Origin of the sequence: Photorhabdus hindustanensis (assembly GCF_002968995.1) — a bacterium.
Lineage (GTDB): Bacteria > Pseudomonadota > Gammaproteobacteria > Enterobacterales > Enterobacteriaceae > Photorhabdus > Photorhabdus akhurstii.
In genome coordinates, this window is the sequence record NZ_PUWT01000064.1 from 1 (window position 1) to 19,914 (window position 19,914).

Genomic DNA, 19,914 nt, shown 5'->3' on the forward strand with positions numbered 1-19,914 from the left:
TGATCTTCGACAGGAATCAAGATACTGCTGTTCCTGGTTTTGCCCGAGTATTAGAAGCGCATTTGTATAGTAATGGTGTCGCTTTTATCGTAACAATGGAGTTTATGGAGTTATCAGATGATAAGTATAAGGAAGATAGAGATTTTTATATAAGGCATGGATTTTCTGAAAGGCAATATAATGAGTTGTATCAAACTCTGGAAAAGATGAAAAGACTGCTATCCAGAATCAGTGGCCGAAAAGATACAGAAATCCCGACAGTGGCGGGGATGTGTATTCCTGATGGGTTTATTGCCGGTAGCGGTAGTCGTAATGAGAAAGAGAGGATGACTTTTGTCTATCGGGGAAATAACAATGGGAACTTTCAATTCAGTGTGGAGATCATAAATGACCTGACAGGGGAAAGTACCTTACTTGAACGTGTTGGTGAAATTGAAAAAGATCTGTACGCTAACCGTGGCGGAATAGCCAGGAAAGGGAAACGGGAAGTCAACGGTATTCGTGCGGAAGAGTTATTAGCAATCGGTCTGCAACCTTTTGACAATAATCCTCGTTATCAATTTGATTTTATAGCGAATGAAACCGCCGGAGATTATAAGAACCCCTATGTTGGTATTATGTTAATGAATTATCAGCTACCCCCGACGCCTTATACCGGAGATGAATTGATTACATTTTGGGATACGGTAACGAGTACCTTTCGTAAAAGGCTGGGTGCTTTAAAAATAAGGAACTAATGAGAGGTTGAATATGATTAAATTAGCTTTTTCTAGCGGTGATCGGAATGGAAAAGAGAGGGCATTAATCCGATGATGATAGATGATTGCAATTGTCGTATTTTGAATCCTATATCTTTTAACAATATTGAGTGATTATCATGAGTTGGCCTATTCCTGAAATACCTGAACTTAAAGCTGTGGAGCCTTTGCGTTATTGGTTATGGTTTATTATTTTGCTGTTAATACTGGTTATTGGTACATTTGTTTATGCTTTTCTGAAAAACACCACCGATTTCGTGCACGCAGCGATTTATAGTAGTTTTCCGTCCTTCCTGATATGGCTGATGTTATTCGGCGTGGTGTTAAATCGCTATGAGCAATATTGTATGGCGGCATACGCTTGGGAAGATGCCAGTGCTGAAACCCGTTTCCAGTGGCAGCAATGGAGCAGAAAACAGTTAGCTGTGGTGGGTAATATTATTTTGACGCCTGAGCCGCAAGGTATGGCATCACTATTAGGTGATGCGAAAGATATTCCTGTGTTCCCTCATAAAGGGCGTCCGCTATTTTCGCCAACCAGAGATATCCAACAATTATTGGATAAAATTGATCAGGATCTTGAAAAACAGTGTCCGGGCTATCGCTACTTTTTGCGCAAGGTTTATATCGCAGAATCCCCTGCTATCGACTTAAGGCTATACGCTTCCAGAGATTTTATTCAATATCAAGGACTCATCTCTCGAAAATGGAAAGTGAGGATGGAACATATAGAGAACCGGGATGAGATCGACAAATTATATGATAAGGAGACTTTTGACGAGCTGGTAATGGTTATTGCATTTCAGCTTTGGCCAACTAAGTATGATAGAGAAGCATATAGCGAATTTGTGTCAGTTCAACTATTTTCGTCAGTAAAATTTGCTAGCGAGAAAAAGTTAAATATCCTTGCTAATATGGGAAGAGCTTTACCTTCGTTGCCGGGAGAAATCACAAAAGATTTGCCTATCTTGTTTGAGTATAACCGTATTGACAAAAGCAGTATGCGGGACCTTTGGGTAACGGGTGTCACTAATAATGTACTGACTGAATTGGCGATGTATAGTCATGAGCATTCGTTAAATTTCTCTTGGGAAAATCCGATTCATTTAATCGATCACACTTTTGGACCGCCGGGGCCGTTATCTGTATTTTTGACCCCCGCTATGTTGACGGAAGTAGTCCGCCTGACAAATAGCGACCATATTGTCATTAATCAATTACCTGAGGGTAATGCGCTTCTCTATTTAATGACGAAAGAGTTGCACAAATAAAAAAATAGATAATTCCAATGTTATGAGTCATAATATTTTCTTATCAAAGCGGCCCATAAGTTGCTGAAATGAGCCGCAAATAAAAATCATCATTATCTCTTAGCCAGAAAGGGGGCAGTATATAGGATAGTTGATATCCAGATGATTGCAGTGATAAACATAACAATCATCTTGGTGAAACGCCAATAAAATGGTTTTGGAGGTGTAGCGATGGAAATAGGTAATTTGGTATTTTGGGGCTGATTATTATCTTGTTCGTTATCTTGAGATGGCAGGATAAAACGATAGCCTTGTCGATATACCGTGTGTATGGCTTCACCGAGATCACAATAGCGTAACGTTCGGCGTAACTTACAGATTAATTGCAATAAATTGGTTTCTGCTACGCCGTTTTTGCGTTCAGGCCAAACCAGAGGAATCAATTGTTCCCGATTTAATGTCTTCCCTTGTGATGCATGTTCCCACAATGCGAGTAGCAGGCGTTTCTCTTTTTCCGTAATGATAAATACATTTTTACCATAAATTATTTTGTTTGAGTCACAGTCTAAATAAACATCTCTAGTTATTTTCAACATAACGCATTCTCTGCCTCTGTTTAATGTTTGTCTATTCGCTATAGCCAGGATGGCTCAATTAGGCTTATGCCCGATAGAACTTATATAGTTTTCCCATGAGTAATGCAAGAAAATAAATTATTTAAAATTTTTTATTTTATTTTGTCATATGAGTTATTTTTCTGTTTTTTATTTATAAATAAATTTAATGATAATTAATTATTAGTTTTATTTATATTGTGATGATTGTGATTTTATTGTCCATGAAGTGATGGAAGCGTTGTAAATATAGATAAAATATTTTTAGGTATCATTTATTGTTTATAAATTTATTTTGTAAAAATAAGTGAATAGATATCCATGAGAAATAATGCTGTGAATTGAGGGTGATTTCTCTATGTAATTGAATTAATAGATAAAAAATTGATAAAAATAATTATTTTTTATTTTTAACTTTTATTTGGCGGTATTTGAGTGATTACTGTTCAATAAACAGTTTAAAGCTCCAACAGTGTGATGTTTATCACGTATTAACTTACGTTAATCAGTAGTCAGGTCGCCTCATTCCCTTGAATGAGGGTTTGGATATTAAAGCACGGTGAATACACAAGTCAGGCATTAGGCATGATACCTAAGGGCGGTAGCGTACCTAAAATGATGTGTGTTTTAACCCGGTTATGAATTTAACTCTTAAGGAAATAACAATGTCTACAACTGCCGATCAAATTGCTGTTCAATACCCCATTCCAACTTATCGTTTTGTCGTGACTGTTGGTGATGAGCAAATGTCTTTTCAAAGTGTATCGGGATTAGATATTAGCTATGACACGATTGAATATCGTGATGGAATTGGTAATTGGTTACAAATGCCCGGTCAACGCCAGAGACCAACTATTACCTTAAAGCGCGGTATTTTTAAAGGGCAATCTAAATTGTACGATTGGATTAATTCTATTTCGCTTAATCAGATAGAAAAGAAAGATATTTCTATTAGTCTCACTGATGAAACAGGTTCAAACCTGCTGATCACCTGGAATATTGCTAATGCTTTCCCAGAAAAACTAACAGCGCCCAGTTTTGATGCCACCAGTAATGAAGTTGCGGTGCAGGAAATAAGTTTGAAAGCCGATCGGGTGACTGTTGAATTCCATTAATACACTGTTTGGTGTCAGGACTGTTTGTTGTCAGGAATAGTCTGACATGTCAATCCAGTGCTTTTTAAAGGCGAATATTATGACAACTTATTCTTATCCGGGTGTTTATATTGAAGAAGATGCTTCATTGGCACTCTCTGTCCGTTCCAGTGCAACGGCGGTACCTGTTTTTGCTGTCAAAGATGAAAGTTTGTTTAAATCAGGAGATGCCTATCATCGTGTTAATAGCTGGCTAGAATATTTGGCACTAAGAAATAGACAATTTAATTCCAACGACAAACTTGATATCTCATTACGCGCCTATTTTATTAACGGCGGTGGATATTGTTATCTTGTTAAAACCGAAGAGTTAGTAAACCAAGTTTCGAAGCTGGATGATGTCACATTGCTGGTTGCTGCCGGAGAGGATATTACTACTGCTGTAAGTACACTTTGCCAACCGGGCAAAGGATTATTTGCCATTTTTGATTTTGATGGCCCAGACACTCAAATAACTTTGGACCAAAAACCCGATGAAGTACTTAAGACTTATACCGCTACCGCCTATGGCGCAGTTTATTATCCTTGGTTGACCGCTGAGTGGGGAGAAAAAGATAAAGAAGGGAAAAGAACTAGCGTTAATATTCCACCCAGCGCAGTGATGGCCGGTATTTATGCCAGTGTCGATAACAATCGGGGTGTCTGGCAAGCGCCAGCGAATGTCCCTATTCAAGGAGGATTACAACCTAAATATCCGGTGACTGATGACCTGCAAGGACAATATAACAAAGATAAAGCTAAAGCGTTGAATATGATTCGTACCTTTCCTAAAAGTGGCACATTGGTGTGGGGGGCTCGTACGCTTGAGGGCAGTGATAACTGGTGTTATATCCCGGTTCGCCGTCTGTTTAACAGCGCAGAGCGAGATATTAAAAATGCTATGAGTTTCGCAGTCTTTGAACCGAACAGTCAACCCACTTGGGAAACTGTGCGTCGAGCTATCGATAATTATCTCTATTCCCTCTGGCAACAAGGGGGATTGGTGGGTAATAAAGCTGAACAGGCTTATTTTGTTCATATTGGTAAAGGTATCACCATGACTGATGACAATATTAAACATGGTGAAATGATCGTTAAAGTGGGTATGGCGGCAGTTCGTCCAGCCGAATTTATTATCTTGCAGTTTACACAGAATATGAACCAATAGAAGGGAAGGAATATGGCCACACAAACTTCTACTCCTGGCGTCTATATTGAAGAAGATGCATCACCAGCGCTTTCTGTTAGTCAAGGAAGCACGGCAATCCCGGTTTTTATTGGGCGTTTTTCACCGAAAAAACCTAGTACGACTACGACGCCACAAGTGACACGTGTTAGTAGCTGGTTGGATTTCACTAACCAGTTTCATGTAGGTTGTGTTACGTCAATAGTTATTAAATCAACTCCTCCCCCTGCCTCTAAAAAATCTAGGAAAGTTGAAAAAGTTGAAGGTGATATATCAGCCGAAAATGAAGAAGTTAATAGCGATCCAGAAGAAGAAAAAAAAACCGATTACACTTACGAGGTGACAGTTAATTACACAACAAGCAGTGATGCCTTAAAACTTTATTTTCAAAATGGCGGTGGGCCTTGTTATATCCTGCCGATTGCTAAGTCGGAAGATACTAAAACTCTGGCCTTAATCCCTGAGTTAATTAAGCAAGCTTTAGAAATTACTTTAATCGTCTGTCCTGAACAAGATTCTAATTACCAGAGCAGGATATATAACAGTCTGACACCTTCATTATTGGATGAGGGCTATTTCCTTATCGCTGATAATCAGAATAAAACATCCACTATCAGCACTAACGTATCCTCACAAACCGCAACGTATTATCCTGCGATAAAAGTCTCACAGCTTATGCAAACGGAAGAGAGCCTTATAGCTGTTTCAGGTTATCAGGATGCAAAAGCAGCTAATGTTACCAATCTGACGGAACTCAAAGAGAAAAACCCGGATGTCTATCGAAAAGCTATTGATGCAATACAGCACATAAGCAAAATGATTCCTGTCAGTGCAGTCATGGCCGGTGTCTATTGCGCCACTGATGCCAACCGTGGCGTTTGGAAAGCACCGGCTAACATTGTGCTGAATGGGATTAGCGATGTGGCCGAGCGACTCACTGACGATGACCAAAAAGTCATGAACCCGACAGGAATTAATGCCATCCGTTATTTCAGCAACAAAGGTTTTGTTGTCTGGGGCGCACGTACCCTGAAAAAAGATGATGACAACTGGTGTTACATTCCGGTACGGCGTCTATTTAATGCGGCGGAACGGGATATCAAACAGGCAATGCGAATTGCCGTCTTTGAACCCAATAGTCAACCGACTTGGGAGCGAGTACGGTCAGCCATTGACAATTACCTCCATCAACTTTGGCAACAAGGGGCGCTGGTCGGTAGTAACCCCCAAGAAGCCTATTTTGTCCAAATTGGTCAAGGTGTCACTATGTCTGACGACGACATTACACATGGAAGAATGATCGTCAAGGTTGGCATGGCGGCAGTCCGTCCGGCTGAATTTATTATCCTGAAATTTTCGCAAAAAGTAGCACAGTAACCGTACTGGGGCGCGGTTTGCCGCGCCTGTCCTGTAGAGGAAACGATAATGGAAATAAAACAGCCGGGCGTGACAATCGCGGAGAAGCTGATATCCCAGACGCCAGATGATGCATTTATGGGTATACCGGTTTTTATTGGTTATATTCCAAAAATTTCGGCCAGTAAAACCCGTTCGGGTAGTAAAACCATAGTTAAATTAAACAGCCTGACCGACTTTACCCTAAAATTTCACGAGTCAGGATTAATGTACTACTCTGTGCGCCACTTTTTTGAAAATGGCGGTCAACAAGCCTATGTACTGCCGCTGGCCTCTGATGAACCACTGAACGATTTTCAATCATTGATCACTGCGCTGCAACAGAATTGGCTTAAGCAGGCTATTGCCGCGGAAAGTACAATCACCCTGATTGTCGTTCCTGATGTTGTCCTGTTTAATCAAATGGGAGAGCTAGGTGCTGACATCGATCTTTGGCTACAGTTTTGGCAGTCAGTACTCGACCTTTGCAAGAGCCGACGTGGCATCATGGGATTGCTGGATGCCCCGGATGATCCGGTACCGGCCGCTACATGTTTAGAGCAGTTTTCCTCAAGCGATCGGCAATGGGGCGCGGTATATTGGCCGGGACTGAAAACCACATATCAAGAAAATGGTCAACATATCATCCTTTCGCCTACCGCGGCGGTGGCTGCGGTTATCCAAAGTAATGATAATCAGCAAGGTATCTGGACCGCTCCGGCCAACGTGGCTTTAGCTAAGGTGGTCAGCCCAATACGCTCCTTTATTGAAGCTGATGCGCTCTTTAATCAGAATGGCACTTCGTTGAATCTGGTTCGCAGCTTCCCCGGTAAAGGAATTAAAGTCTGGGGATGCCGAACTCTGGACAACCTCCCCGATTCTCCCTGGCGCTATATCCAAACTCGCCGCTTGGTCTCCTATATCGAAGCGCATATCACCCGATTAGGCCGGGCTTTTGTTTTCGAACCCAACAACGCCATCACCTGGATGAAACTTAAGGGCCAAACCTACAACTGGTTGCATCAATTATGGTTAAAAGGTGGGCTGCTAGGTACCCACGAAGAACAGGCATTTGACATATTACTCGGCGTTGACGAATCAATGAGTGAAGCGGATCTGCGAGCCGGGAAAATGATCATGAAAATCAAACTGGCTCTACTCATTCCGGCGGAATTTATTGAACTGAGTTTGACGTTTGATACACGTACCGGGATAACGAGATTAAATTAAACAGGGGCAAAATATGAATAATCTATACACCCCGTCAGTATCACACCGTTTTATCGCCAGTTTTCTGTTTAACAACATTCCCAGTCCGCTTGATATTGCCTTTCAGCGTATATCGGGACTTAGCCGTGAACTGCAAACCACGCAACACAGCCAGGGCGGGGAAAATGCCAGAAACGTTTGGCTGGCCGAGAAGATCCAGCACGGTAGTTTGGTATTGGAGCGTGGTGTTATGACGGTTACACCGCTTACTCTGATATTTGATCGTGTCTTGCGTGGAGAAAAAGCGGTTTATGCTGATGTGGTCATCATGTTGCTGAATGAAAATTTTTTACCGGTGGCAAGTTGGACCGTGAGTAACGCGTTACCGGTTCGTTGGTCTACCGGTGACTTTGATGCTAATAGCAATGCTGTTTTGGTGAACTCCCTAGAGTTACGTTATCAGGATATGCGCTGGTTAGGAGTGAAAGCATGACTGTAGAAATTAAAGAATTGATTATTCAGGCTAAAGTCACCGATTCTGCGAGTGATTTACCATCCCCGCGGACATTAGCCCAAGAAGCCTTGGATGACGCTCTCCTGATTGAAAGGATTAAACGGGAGGTGTTAGAGGCATTACGTGAAACAGGAGGCCAGTATGAGCTTAATTGAACGTAGCCTGTCCAAACTCACGCTGACCGCTTTTAAAGATCGGGAAGGTAAAATCTTGGTGGGCAGTTTACCGGTGATGTATAACCCTGATGCGATCCAGTTCAATTATCAAGCCAATTATAAAAACGATGAAAGCATTACCCATATTCACCAAAGCAACCACCATGTGTCGTCTCAGCCTGCGGGCCTGTCATTAGATCTACTGTTTGATGCATCGATGCCCGGCAACAGTACGCCGATAGAAACCCAACTGTCGACGCTGAAAACCCTCTGCGCCGTTGATGCCGGTACCAAAGTCCCGCATTTTCTTAAAATCAAATGGGGCAAAATGCGTTGGGAAAATAAAGGTTATTTTGCCTGCCGGGCCAGTGGTCTCAATATTCATTACACCTTGTTTGACCGGGACGCCATGCCATTACGGGCAATGGCTACCTTATCGCTGGTGGCGGATGAGAGCTTTGTTATTCAGTCCACTGAGCAGCAGTTAAAATCGCCACCGGCTACCGCGGTTAGCGTCACCGATATGCTCTCTCTGCCATTGATTGCACTGGGCGCGGGTGCGGCTCTGGCGGGGGGTATCGATTATCTTTCGCTGGCTTGGCAAAACGATCTGGATAATCTTGATGATTTCACGCCGGGACAAACGCTGCAAGCACGGAGGGAAGCATGAAGATACCCACGCTCGCGATTAAGATAGGCGGCAAAACGCTCAATCAGTTTACGGTTATCAGTTTGTCAGTCAATTACCCTATCAATGGCATTCCTTCGGCTAACGTCACTTTGGCTATTATTGGTGATACCAGTCATATTTTTGATGCTAAGGCGCAGGCAGAGTTGGCAAATTGTCGCCCGAATCATGAAATTATTGTGCAGATGCAAACAAATGTGTTGTTTAAAGGGATCATTGTTCAGCAGACATTGAAGATTAAAGGTCAGGACAGTTTAATGATTCTGACAGCAAAGCATCCACTGCAAAAATTAACCCATAGTTTCCACTCTCAACTATTCAATAAGCAGAGTGATGAGGCGATTATCAAAAAGCTATTCAGCCAAGCCGGTGTGCCTGTCGCGATAAAACAAGCGCCTCAACTTAAAACGGTACATGAGCAAATGGTGCAGTTTCGTTGCAATGATTGGACATTCTTAAAGAGCCGACTGAGTGCTACCAATATCTGGCTGATCCCCGGCCATGATGTTATTACGTTGGCAACACCGGAATCACTTAATCGGTCAACCGTGCACACCATTCGTCAGCGCGGCGATATTCGGGACATTGTGCTGTTTGAAGCGAATCTGCAATGGGATAATCAGCGCAGCCCCAAAGCGGTAAGTGTACAGTCTTGGGACATTAACCAGCAAAAGCTGTCTCAGGCAGTTCAGGCGAAGCATAGTGGGTTTGGCGGCGGTCAACTTGCTACCGACACGCTGAAACCGCTGACCGATCAAGAGTGGCAATGGATTTTCAGCAGCCCATTGGATAATGAACAAACCAGGCAGTTTACTCAAAGCATCATGGGTAACCGACGTAGCCATAATATATCCGGCAGTTTTGAGGTTGCAGGCAATGATCGCTATCAACCGGGTGATGTTTTGGCATTAACTGGCTTCGGGCAGGGAATGGATGGTCAGGCGATTATCACCGGCGTCAGCCAGATCATCAACCAGCGGCAAGGTTGGCGCACCCGGTTAACGTTAGGCATGCAATCAGATGTAGAACAGGTTGTACCTCAGGTTAAAGAGCTGCATGTCGGGATCGTAGAAAAATACCAACAGGATAGCCAATCGCTAGGTCGTATTCCGGTCAAAATACCGGCTTTAAACTTAACCAGCGGCACGCTGTTTGCCCGCTTAGGTAAACCTTACGCCAGTCATGAGAGTGGATTTTGCTTCTACCCGGAACCGGGGGATGAGGTGATTATCGGCTTCTTTGAATGTGATCCTCGTTTTCCGGTGATATTAGGCGCCATGCATAACCCTAAAAATAGATCACCGTTAGAACCGAGTGAAAAGAATTTGGTGAAAACCTTAGTGATTAAACAGGGAGAGCATCAGCAGGCACTAATATTCGATAATAAAGATAATACGCTCGTATTTAATAGTGGAAAAAATACTTTATCTCTGCAACAGGATAAAGATATCACCATTAATTCCGCTAAAAATCTCATTACTCAGGCGCAGGAAATTAATATTCAAGCCGAAAAATCCCTATCAGCCGCTGGAAAATCTGGGGTTGATATTAAAGGGGCGAAAATTAATTTAACACAATAATAGGTTAAATAAGATGGCAGATAAAATATTAGCCGATATTTATGGTCGGGGCTGGACATTTCCGCCACAGTTTTCTTCTCAGATGGGAATCATCATGGCAGAAGGAGCAGAACATGTTCGCCAGAATATGAAAGTTCTTTTTCTGACGGAACCTGGCGAGCGGATTATGCGTGAAGATTACGGTTGTGGTCTAAATGATTATATGTTTGAAAATATCAGTGATGAACTAATGGCTCATATTCAAACGCGTATTGAAGAGCGAGTATTACGTTATGAACCCCGCGCCGAAATTACTGAAATTCAAGTAAATCAAAAAATAAATTTACCGAATACTCTGCATATTAAGGTGAATTATGCCTTGAGAGGTAGTGAAATTAGCCAGCAAATTGAAGGTATTCTTGAAATTGGTGAAGGAGAAGTGATTTTATGAGTAAACAACTGGTGGTTGATGGCGACACTTTGCTATTCGAACCTTTATTCGGCAACCGGCAGGTCACCATTCTGGGGCCGGCAACTATTCGGGGCAGCGGTCACGCCAAAATCCAAGGTAAAAAGATTGTGATAATGGGTGATGAAAAAAAGGTCCAATTTCAGGCGCAATATATTACGCCGAGCCATCCGGTACCCGGCATGGGGATGGTTACCATTGCTCAATTAGATGCCAGCCAGCAGGTAAACTTTTGTCGAGGCCCTGTCACGGTCATTGTCGTCGGGCAGCAATTTATTGCCCGTTTTACCCCATCGCAGCCGGCAAATAACCCATCGAGCGGCCCGGATATAACCGCACCCAGTATGGGAAAAGGCCGATTTATTGCCGGTCAATACGCTGTCAGTGCCGGATAAGGAATGCTTTAATTTATTTTTAAATAATAACGATCTCCTGAAAACATATTAAAGTTATATGCAAATAACGGGTGGTATAAATATGGGACAGACCGGATTAAATAATAAACTTACCGCTATTGTGTCTGAGACGGATTTTAAACTTGATGAAAGAAGCACATTAGATATTTTAAACTGGCTTAAAGAATACGCTGAAAAAATCCCTTTTGGTCAAGAAAAAGAGCAGTTTTGGAGTGGCTTCTATTTTATTCAGGAGAATAACTCTCAGCAATTAGCGAATATTTACCAAGAAGCGAATAGAGCAGATGGCTTTTTACCTGCCCATCAGGCTTTTCTGTTGGCTTTTTTAAAACTGTTAGAAACGACGAAAATATTATTTAATACCTTTCCTGCGCGGCATCGTGATCTTTATTACCGGGAATTATTGGGCTTGAAACCGAGAGATGCTCAAGCGGATCAGGTGGCGATAGGTATTACCCTAAATTCGGATTGTATTGAATATCTTGTTCCTAAAGGAACTCGTTTTGATGCCGGGCATGATAGCGCTGGCAATCCATTACAATATGTGTCCGAGTTGAATGTATTGGCAAACCAAGGGGAATTGACTGACCTGTGTTGGTATCGAAAAGAGGGGGATGGCTGGAAATCGGCAATACCACTGAATCTTGCAGATAACATTGCATTCCCTGAAAACGGTATTCGGCTTTTTAGCCCAACGCCTGATGATATTTCAGTTCTGTCCGGTTATTTAATTACTTCGCCTTTATTTACGATGCCGGCAGGAGAGCGCACGATTAAAGTTACATTAGACAGCGAGTGGCAGGGTAAACCTGAGCACACCACGGCTAATATTAGCGCGGAAAATCGCTGGCTTTCCTTGAAGGTAAAACTTGTCGACAAAACAACGCTTGAACTTGGATTGTCTGCCAGTGATGCGCCGATAACTCCTCTTGATGCCCTGGATAATATGACGTTTGATGTTCCGGTACTAAAACTGAGCACCAAACAGGGACCGATGTTGCCGAAGATTAAAGACATCGAGATCAACATTAACGACAACCGCAATGTGTACTATGCCTCTGATGGAGGTATTGAACAAACGAATGCGACTAGTTTTCCTTTTGGTCAATCACCGTTATTAGGCTCTGGTTTTAATCTGGTTGCCCCTGAATGGTATAACTCCGAAAACGCGACCTTGACGATTACTCCTCAATGGGTTGGCTTGCCTACAGTAAATTTTTCAACATGGTATGAAGGATATAAGACCAAGCCCGATAATAGTGCATTTAAAGTACAGGGTTACTTAGTCACGCCTCAAAAGAGAGAAAAGCTGAATGAAGCGCAATCATTATTCAGTGGAAAGGAGGAACCACAAGGACAAAGCTTAAAATTTACCTTGCCAACGATGAATTTTCCCCTTGTAGACAGCTTAAATCCCAATGACTGGCCGGCGTTGGTGCGTATAGAATTGGCCGGACAGGATTTTATGCATACCCAATACTGGAAAGATCCGAAAGATAAAAATTTACCCTATATCCCACAAATCAGTGCATTGCAGATTCAATTCAGCGCTAAAGCTAAACCTAAGCAATTTACTGTTTACCCTCTGACGCCTTTTGGCCGGGGCGAAGCAGCAGAAAAACCGACATTGACTCATGATGCATTCTATTTGGGCTTTACCGGAGTACTACCGGGGCAAACTTTATCTCTCTATTGGCAACTAGAAGGTATTAAGAAGCTCACTTTATCCTGGTTTTATCTCAACAAGGGCAATACTTGGAGTAAGTTAGATAAATTAGTTGACGATCAAACTCATAATTTGTTCGACCAGGGTATCTGGCGCACCTTATTGCCACAGGATGCTTCAAATCAGGCCGCTCTGATGCCGACAGGGCGGTACTGGTTGAAAGCCGAGATAACTGATAAGACTGATCCCCAAGATTACCCACGTATTAAAGGTTTGCTGTATAACGCCACCATCGCCACATTAGCCAACGCAGAAACTGTTGAACAGGAGCATTTTATTAATGGATTGGCCGCTGACAACATAAAACAGCCGGTGGCCACGATTGCCGCAATCAGCGGCATCATGCAACCTTGGGCTTCCTGGAATGGTCGCCCCCGAGAAACGGAGCAAGCCTTCTTAAAACGAATCCCTGTCCGATTGTCCCATCGTAACCGGGTACTGAGTTGGGGAAACATGGTTACATTACTAAAAGATCATTTTGTTAGCCTATTTGATGTCAGATACCATTCAGGCAGCCAATTAACCACCATTCCGGCGCCAGAAAAACAACAACTGATAGTTATCCCGGATAATCGTTACAAGGATAACGATGATGCATTACGCCCAACACTAAACCCGGCGCGATTGAAAGAGATGATCTCATGGCTAAGTCAGTTAAGTAGCCCTTGGACAGCTATTGAAATCAACAATCCTACTTATATTGACGTTAGTGTGAGTTATCAAGTGACCTTTATTTCAGACGTTAATTCTGACTACGGCCATCACCAATTACAGCAACAATTAAGCCGAATATATATGCCGTGGGCAGAGAATCCTGTTATCGGCGTAACAACCGGTAACTGCATTGACTACTATCAGTTATTAGCCGCCATCCAACAATCCCCACTGGTAGAACGAGTCACTAATTTAAGCCTAACCACAGCTAACCAAACTAAGGGGGCCGTGGGTGAAAGTATCGAAGCTAACGATAATGAAGTACTGATTTTAGTTTGGACAGATAAGCGTCTTTCAAGCCAAGGAGTTGATAATGAATAATCAGGATGCTCTGTTTCCCATCATTAAAGACGATATTGCCTTTGATACCTTACTTGCTCAGGCCAAGGCTATTATTGAACAATATTCCGGTCAATATTGGAGTGATATGAGTGAAAATGATCCCGGTATCACCTTATTGGAAGCCTGTTGTTATAGTGCGTCTGATTTAGCTTATCGTCACTCATTACCACTGAAAGATCTGCTTACGCCCACCCCAGAGGAACAGACCGCCGGAGAGGGTATTTTCCCGCAGGAGTTTGGCCCGCAACAGATGTTGACTTGTGGGCCTATTACGTTGGCGGATTATCGTCGGGCATTGTTGGATTTACACAGTAATGATGCGGTTGATGGTTACTTTTTATTTAATGATGTACTGCTGGTATGTGAACCTAACGATCAACGCTATACATACTGGTATAGCAAAAAGGAGCGTAAATACAGTTTTACTCAAATCCCCAATTCAGATAGCGAACGATTAACATTAAGAGGAAATTATTGGCTTTATTTGCTGCCTGGTCGGGAAACTCAGGCCGATAATAAGTTGGCTCAAGAGAAACTTAATGCTTTCCTAAAGGATAATCGTAACTTAGGAGAGTGGGTGAGTAAAATTATCTGGTTACAACCCGTTGATTTACCATTGAAGATCGATATTCAGCTTGATGATGATGTTAAAGATATCGCTGACATATTCGCCCAAATTTATATGACAGCGGAACAGACGATAATTGAAAAGCCGCTACGTTATACCACCCAAGCGATGAAAGAGATGGGTTACAGTAATGAAGAAATTTTTGATGGGCCTTATTTGCATCACGGTTGGATACCACAATTACCGCCGCTCAGAGATTACAACGGCGCTATGGTATTAAACTTAAGCCATTTGGTTAACCAATTATTGGCGATTAAAGGTGTTCAAAGTGTAACCCGGTTGGAACTAGATAAGAAGAAATATGATGCTAGTATTATTTCTCCGCTATCGGGTGATAATTGGTCTTGGAAAATTATTAAAGAACATTATTATCCCAGATTATGGGGCGAAGATCCTTTAGCATTGATGGCTTCATCAGACAGCCCATTGACTATTATCGCCAAAGGTGGTGTGAAAGTTACAGTTTCTAGGGAAGATATAGAGAAAAAGCTCATCACAGAACCATTGATTAATACGAAACCAGAATTATTGAACTGGGGTAAACATCGTAAGGTGCGGGATTATTACCCGGCAAGCAATAAATTACCCGCTTGTTATGGATTGCAGACTAATAAACATACCTTACAACAACTACAGTTACACCAATTTATGCTGCCTTTTGAACAACTGTTAGCTAATGGCTGTGCTGAACTTGCCTTATTGCCAAAACTATTGGCGTTTAAACAACGGGGAAATAGGGTATATGGTGTACAATGGCCTTTTAAAGTTAATACAGTTAGTCAGAACGTTCATCAGGAGATAATGCCTAATTTAATTAAGAAACTGAATGATGATGCACAAATTGGTAATGATGATGGTATCCAAGAACGTAATTATGTAAAAGAGCTAGTTATCCTGGAGTATCTGTTAAGCTATTTTGGTACGCATCGAGCAGACAGACCACTTATTCTCAATCGGCAGGAGTTTCTGTCCACTCAGCGCGGTTATTTGGCTCAACAACCGGAGCTAGCCTATCATCGTAATAATATTCGGATTGATAAAGTATCGGCGCTGCAAAAACGAATTGCAGCCCGGTTAGGCTTGGGGGGAAAATGTTTTAGTGAACCACCTGATTTGGCTGATCTGCCTTTCTATTTAATTGAGCATCGTCGGCTGTTACCAGTAAAACCTGACGAGGCGTTCAACAGTAAACAAACACCTAATAGATTAGAAATTAAAAATCATCCTGATTCTAAAAACCATCACTTAATTATTATTCAGCAAAGTACAGCAGGGCGGTTATTACACGGTCAGATGATTGACTTGATTATTGAAGGTGAAAACGGGTTCACATTACGGGGTCAAGTTATCACTGAGATTATAGGAGAATCATTTTATCTTGACACCCGTAACAGCGTTGCTTTGGAATACAATTTGGAAAGAGTGCAACAGGCATTTACTGACAAAAGACTATTTTGGCAAAATAGCTCGGTGTGGTTGGAAGATATGGATTATCAACTGGTTTATGCTGATAAACCACATGAAGGTGAAGATGAACGGTGGATTGTCTCCAATGTCCATAGCCCTTTTCCTGCTATGATAAAAAAAGATGACGAAATCACTTTGAAATATATCATTACTCCTTATGAGCCACCTGTAAAAACATTGGCTAGTGCGGATGCCATACCTGATTATGAGCTTAAAGCGCGTATAGTGGAATTTGATCGTATTGAAGGCTGGATAAAACTTGAAAAAATAGCAACTCAGTCAAATTCAAATAAATTTCCATCAAAAGCAGAAGCATGGCGTTATCGCTGGTATTTCTCTAGTGCAGAATATGCACATACTGATCGTTTTTCATTTGTCGTTAGCGTAGTGATTAATCGTCAGTTAATTGAAAATAACAAGGTTGATTCTCATAAACTGGAATCGTGGGTAAAAACTGAGATTTTAGCTGAATTTCCTGCCCATGTTTCCATGATTATTCATTGGTTATCACCGGACCATTTCAAGAATTTTTCCAAAACCTATAAACATTGGCAAAATAATGGTTCTGCTTTAGGGGATGAATCATACCATATTTTAGAAATGTTGACTTTAGGTCGCCTGCCTTCCCCATTAACGGGGATAGGGAATATGCGAATTGCCACTGATGCTCAGAGAATTGAGGTCATTGGTAAATCTGAAACGGAATGGAATTATAAGTTCATTGAGAGTAACCAATTGCTATATATACCAAAAGTTAAAAGGAATGAAAGGGGAATGTTAGTTGAAGATTCTCAATCTCAGTCTGAGGATAATAAAGGAAAAGATTGATTTGTTTATAAATAAAAAGAAATGCTTGTTGCATTATTAAATTAATTATCTTTAATCATTACTATGTTATTAGAATAGACTAATATATAAGGTGATAAAAATGGAAAAGAATAACGATTTATCTAATTCAGAGATTAATACAGGAAATACTAATGATAAAGTAGAGGGTCTTTCAGCAGAGGATTTAAAAAAACGGTTTAAAGCAGGTAGTATTCCATTGCAAACTGATTATGAACACTTAATTGATATTGCTGATATTGGTCGCAAAGCAATCGGACAAGCACCGAAACAAAATGGGCCAGGAACAGGATTGAAGCTGAATGGTGATGGTACACTTAATTTAAAAATTGGCACTATTGCCAATAATGGCTTTTCTCCATTAATGTTACAAGATGATATTTTATCTGTAGACCTTGGTAGTGGTCTGATTAATAAAGACAATGGAATATCTGTTGGTCAAGGTAATGGTATTGTTGTAAATACAGATAATGTAACTGTCAAGGCCGCTAATGGTATTAATGTTGATGGCAAAGGTGTTTCAGTTAAAGAGGGTAATGGCATTTCTGTTAGTGGAAATGGAGTAGAAGTTAAGGCTAAAGATAAAGGCAGTATTTCTGTTGAGCCAGATGGTATAGCTGTTAAGTGTTGGGATGGTGGAGGTATTGTAGTGACTGATAATACCGGTCTCTATTTGAAATTAGAGGGAGGAAATTCAAGTAATGCTTGGAGTGGTGTAAGTGGTTTAAGCTTGAGTACGAAAGGTGTAAAAGTTAAAGAGGGTAATGGTATTAAGGTTGATTCCAATGGTGTAAGTGTTAATGTAGAAGCAATTGCGTCAGCACTAGCTAATTTAATTATTCCCGCAGGAACAATCGTGCCATTTTATAGTAATGGATCTGTACCTAATGGTTGGGTATTGTGTGATGGAAGAAATGGTACGCCTAATTTAAATGGTGAAAGTGAAAAAGGTGAAGCTGGCTGGGGTATTAATTTGATTGCAGGGCGGAACCAAGGAGGAAATGATTTTTGGCATTTAGGGCATGGACAACATCTGCGAGCAAATGTATATTTTATGAGATATATTATGAAGAAATAAATATAAGTGATGCTACTAAACAATGATGATGTGTTTTATTACACGGATTATTCATACCTATTGCAATGGTTAATTATAAAGGAACATTAACATGTTATTAGAGAAAACTTTGTTAAATCGAATTATCATTACTGTTGAAGCTAAGAATAAACAAATAGCTAAAAGGGTACTACATGGTTCTCTACTTAATCAAGTCAGTATGCATAAATTATTTAATGTATACTTTGATAAACATGTTATTAATCAGGATATCTACTTAGAGAAATTAACGCTGAATCTGGGTGAAATAAATTTTCATGATTTTAATTCATTATTTCCTATTAGGTTTAATATTGCAATAAATAAAGCATTGGACCAATATTGTAAAAATAATAAGGAAAAAATTATTACGGAGGGTTCAATAATATCCCATAATACCGGTAAATTCTCTTTATTATATAATAATGATTTATCTGATATTGAGGGATTTATCCAGTATTTATATCAAAAAGAGGTTAAATTAAATCCTGAAAATGCAATAGAGAGCAATAAGAATATTGACGTTAATATTAAAGTTTTAATTAATAAATTAATGCAAATAGAGAAAAATTTAGCATTATTATTGGCAAAGAGTTGCTTATCTGAGCACGGTTTGCAACGGCTTTTAGCTATCAGTCAACCAGATTTATTAACCGCGATTAATTGCAAATTATCGGAGAATATAGATAGATCTCAGCATCAAGGAAAAGTAGTTACCTCTTGGCAATTGGTATTGAATGGATTGGGATATATACAGCGGCATAATATTCAGGAAATACCCAAACCAGATATGAAAGTGATATCATATATCATGGCTGAATTTGATAGCAGTATGCTTGATATTGTGCCTATTATTACGTTATTTCGCCAGAATATAGTCGCTGAAAATACCTTATTAAATGAATGGTTGAAGCCGATTTGGCAAATAGAATGGATTCCAAGACTGTGTAAGACACACCTCTCTATTCAGGAATATAGAAATTTAGTCAATCGTTTTGGTTGTGAAACACAAACTTCTAGAGAACAATCTTTACAGCAAATAGATCCGGTTAATTCAATGATTACCGAGCTATTACAGAAATTATCTACAGAGCATCGGGAAAATTTTCCACAATTAAGTCAGCATCAAACTTTTCAAGAACAATCAATATTATCAACACCAGATAATTTGCGCTCTAAAGATAATAATTGTAATCAACCTCGGGCTATTAACAGGCCATATCCTGAATCAGATTTAACTTCTCCATATCAGGTAAATAATGCGGGAATATTAATTCTATGGCCGATGTTACCCGCTTTATTTAATCAATTAGATCTACTTGAGGAGAAAAAATTTATTCATCGTCAAGCTCAATTTATGGCGGTTGATTTCCTGGATTATTTTATTTGGGGGAGTGAAAAGAGGCAGGTAGAGAGAAAAGTATTGAATAAAGTTTTATGCGGATTAATGATTGATGAAGAGATGCAATCAATCCCTGTTGAGTCAGAAAAACAGTTGATAATAGAGCAATGGTTGGATGCGATTATAGCTCAACTTCCGGGCTGGAAAAAACTGAGCCGAAATGATGCCCGCCAACTGTTTTTACAACGACCGGGTGAATTGCTGATAGATGAACAGGAAATAAAAATTACACTACAACATCAGCCATTTGATCTGTTATTAGCCGACTGGCCGTGGCCATTAAATATCGCTAAACTTCCCTGGCTAAATCGTCATTTACAGATTGACTGGCAAAATATTTAAAAGGT

17 protein-coding genes are annotated in these 19,914 nt (G+C 40.7%); 16 read left to right on the top strand and 1 reads right to left on the bottom strand.

The genetic code is table 11. From position 1 onward, the window contains the following. Both C6H66_RS20370 and C6H66_RS20375 read left to right on the top strand, forming a co-directional pair. Nucleotides 1–737 (top strand): T6SS immunity protein Tli4 family protein (locus tag C6H66_RS20370; RefSeq protein ID WP_248000757.1); only part of this gene is annotated, 737 nt, incomplete at its 5' end. 140 nt (nucleotides 738–877) lie between these two features. Next, nucleotides 878–2,029, top strand: a complete 1,152-nt coding sequence (locus tag C6H66_RS20375; protein WP_040148759.1) for a hypothetical protein — start codon at nucleotides 878–880, stop codon at nucleotides 2,027–2,029. Between the two features lie 92 nt (nucleotides 2,030–2,121). Here C6H66_RS20375 and C6H66_RS20380 read toward each other — a convergent pair whose 3' ends face one another. Continuing rightward, nucleotides 2,122–2,604: a winged helix-turn-helix domain-containing protein gene (locus C6H66_RS20380; RefSeq protein ID WP_248000758.1), complete on the bottom strand. Its 483-nt coding sequence runs from the start codon at nucleotides 2,602–2,604 to the stop codon at nucleotides 2,122–2,124. Between the two features lie 683 nt (nucleotides 2,605–3,287). On the opposite strand from C6H66_RS20380, the gene C6H66_RS20385 reads away from it, so the two are divergent. The 14 genes from C6H66_RS20385 to C6H66_RS20450 all read left to right on the top strand — a co-directional run bounded on the left by C6H66_RS20385 (nucleotide 3,288) and on the right by C6H66_RS20450 (nucleotide 19,909). Then, entirely contained in the window at nucleotides 3,288–3,737 is a 450-nt protein-coding gene (locus C6H66_RS20385) for a phage tail protein (protein WP_036805577.1), read from the top strand. Nucleotides 3,738–3,816: 79 nt separating this feature from the next. Further along, nucleotides 3,817–4,923, top strand: a complete 1,107-nt coding sequence (locus C6H66_RS20390; RefSeq protein WP_105396543.1) for a phage tail sheath family protein — start codon at nucleotides 3,817–3,819, stop codon at nucleotides 4,921–4,923. Between the two features lie 12 nt (nucleotides 4,924–4,935). After that, nucleotides 4,936–6,318, top strand: coding sequence for a phage tail sheath family protein (locus C6H66_RS20395; RefSeq protein ID WP_105396544.1), 1,383 nt, complete (start codon nucleotides 4,936–4,938; stop codon nucleotides 6,316–6,318). A 48-nt stretch (nucleotides 6,319–6,366) separates the two neighbouring features. Beyond that, a complete protein-coding gene (locus C6H66_RS20400; RefSeq protein WP_105396545.1) occupies nucleotides 6,367–7,566 on the top strand; it encodes a phage tail sheath family protein in 1,200 nt (399 codons plus the stop codon). Between the two features lie 13 nt (nucleotides 7,567–7,579). Beyond that, a complete protein-coding gene (locus tag C6H66_RS20405) occupies nucleotides 7,580–8,038 on the top strand; it encodes a phage tail protein (RefSeq protein ID WP_046396635.1) in 459 nt (152 codons plus the stop codon). Continuing rightward, complete coding sequence (locus C6H66_RS20410; protein ID WP_036805589.1) at nucleotides 8,035–8,214, top strand: DUF5908 family protein; 180 nt, start codon at nucleotides 8,035–8,037, stop codon at nucleotides 8,212–8,214. Before C6H66_RS20405 ends, C6H66_RS20410 begins: the two co-directional genes overlap by 4 nt. After that, nucleotides 8,201–8,884, top strand: coding sequence for a CIS tube protein (locus tag C6H66_RS20415; RefSeq protein WP_036781763.1), 684 nt, complete (start codon nucleotides 8,201–8,203; stop codon nucleotides 8,882–8,884). The genes C6H66_RS20410 and C6H66_RS20415 overlap by 14 nt, the downstream gene beginning before the upstream one ends. Continuing rightward, nucleotides 8,881–10,482: a phage baseplate assembly protein V gene (locus C6H66_RS20420; RefSeq protein ID WP_105396546.1), complete on the top strand. Its 1,602-nt coding sequence runs from the start codon at nucleotides 8,881–8,883 to the stop codon at nucleotides 10,480–10,482. Before C6H66_RS20415 ends, C6H66_RS20420 begins: the two co-directional genes overlap by 4 nt. A gap of 13 nt (nucleotides 10,483–10,495) precedes the next feature. Further along, a complete protein-coding gene (locus C6H66_RS20425) occupies nucleotides 10,496–10,912 on the top strand; it encodes a GPW/gp25 family protein (protein WP_105396547.1) in 417 nt (138 codons plus the stop codon). Next, on the top strand, nucleotides 10,909–11,325 hold the full coding sequence (locus C6H66_RS20430) for a hypothetical protein (RefSeq protein ID WP_105396548.1): 417 nt from the start codon (nucleotides 10,909–10,911) through the stop codon (nucleotides 11,323–11,325). The genes C6H66_RS20425 and C6H66_RS20430 overlap by 4 nt, the downstream gene beginning before the upstream one ends. An 82-nt stretch (nucleotides 11,326–11,407) precedes the next feature. After that, nucleotides 11,408–14,107 carry a hypothetical protein gene (locus C6H66_RS20435; protein WP_105396549.1) on the top strand — a complete coding sequence of 900 codons (2,700 nt, stop codon included), beginning with the start codon at nucleotides 11,408–11,410 and terminating at the stop codon, nucleotides 14,105–14,107. Continuing rightward, nucleotides 14,100–17,051, top strand: a complete 2,952-nt coding sequence (locus tag C6H66_RS20440) for a hypothetical protein (RefSeq protein ID WP_105396550.1) — start codon at nucleotides 14,100–14,102, stop codon at nucleotides 17,049–17,051. Before C6H66_RS20435 ends, C6H66_RS20440 begins: the two co-directional genes overlap by 8 nt. A 100-nt stretch (nucleotides 17,052–17,151) precedes the next feature. After that, nucleotides 17,152–18,147: a phage tail protein gene (locus tag C6H66_RS20445; protein WP_052739476.1), complete on the top strand. Its 996-nt coding sequence runs from the start codon at nucleotides 17,152–17,154 to the stop codon at nucleotides 18,145–18,147. Nucleotides 18,148–18,238: 91 nt separating this feature from the next. Continuing rightward, complete coding sequence (locus tag C6H66_RS20450) at nucleotides 18,239–19,909, top strand: contractile injection system tape measure protein (protein ID WP_105396551.1); 1,671 nt, start codon at nucleotides 18,239–18,241, stop codon at nucleotides 19,907–19,909. The last annotated feature ends 5 nt before the right edge of the window (nucleotides 19,910–19,914 follow it).

Excerpts from the sequence above, each read along its gene's own strand:
- C6H66_RS20375 (WP_040148759.1), top strand. The coding sequence starts at position 878 with ATGAGTTGGCCTATTCCTGAAATACCTGAACTTAAAGCTGTGGAGCCT.
- C6H66_RS20380 (WP_248000758.1), bottom strand. The coding sequence starts at position 2,604 with ATGTTGAAAATAACTAGAGATGTTTATTTAGACTGTGACTCAAACAAA.
- C6H66_RS20385 (WP_036805577.1), top strand. The coding sequence starts at position 3,288 with ATGTCTACAACTGCCGATCAAATTGCTGTTCAATACCCCATTCCAACT.
- C6H66_RS20390 (WP_105396543.1), top strand. The coding sequence starts at position 3,817 with ATGACAACTTATTCTTATCCGGGTGTTTATATTGAAGAAGATGCTTCA.
- C6H66_RS20395 (WP_105396544.1), top strand. The coding sequence starts at position 4,936 with ATGGCCACACAAACTTCTACTCCTGGCGTCTATATTGAAGAAGATGCA.
- C6H66_RS20400 (WP_105396545.1), top strand. The coding sequence starts at position 6,367 with ATGGAAATAAAACAGCCGGGCGTGACAATCGCGGAGAAGCTGATATCC.
- C6H66_RS20405 (WP_046396635.1), top strand. The coding sequence starts at position 7,580 with ATGAATAATCTATACACCCCGTCAGTATCACACCGTTTTATCGCCAGT.
- C6H66_RS20410 (WP_036805589.1), top strand. The coding sequence starts at position 8,035 with ATGACTGTAGAAATTAAAGAATTGATTATTCAGGCTAAAGTCACCGAT.
- C6H66_RS20415 (WP_036781763.1), top strand. The coding sequence starts at position 8,201 with ATGAGCTTAATTGAACGTAGCCTGTCCAAACTCACGCTGACCGCTTTT.
- C6H66_RS20420 (WP_105396546.1), top strand. The coding sequence starts at position 8,881 with ATGAAGATACCCACGCTCGCGATTAAGATAGGCGGCAAAACGCTCAAT.
- C6H66_RS20425 (WP_105396547.1), top strand. The coding sequence starts at position 10,496 with ATGGCAGATAAAATATTAGCCGATATTTATGGTCGGGGCTGGACATTT.
- C6H66_RS20430 (WP_105396548.1), top strand. The coding sequence starts at position 10,909 with ATGAGTAAACAACTGGTGGTTGATGGCGACACTTTGCTATTCGAACCT.
- C6H66_RS20435 (WP_105396549.1), top strand. The coding sequence starts at position 11,408 with ATGGGACAGACCGGATTAAATAATAAACTTACCGCTATTGTGTCTGAG.
- C6H66_RS20440 (WP_105396550.1), top strand. The coding sequence starts at position 14,100 with ATGAATAATCAGGATGCTCTGTTTCCCATCATTAAAGACGATATTGCC.
- C6H66_RS20445 (WP_052739476.1), top strand. The coding sequence starts at position 17,152 with ATGGAAAAGAATAACGATTTATCTAATTCAGAGATTAATACAGGAAAT.
- C6H66_RS20450 (WP_105396551.1), top strand. The coding sequence starts at position 18,239 with ATGTTATTAGAGAAAACTTTGTTAAATCGAATTATCATTACTGTTGAA.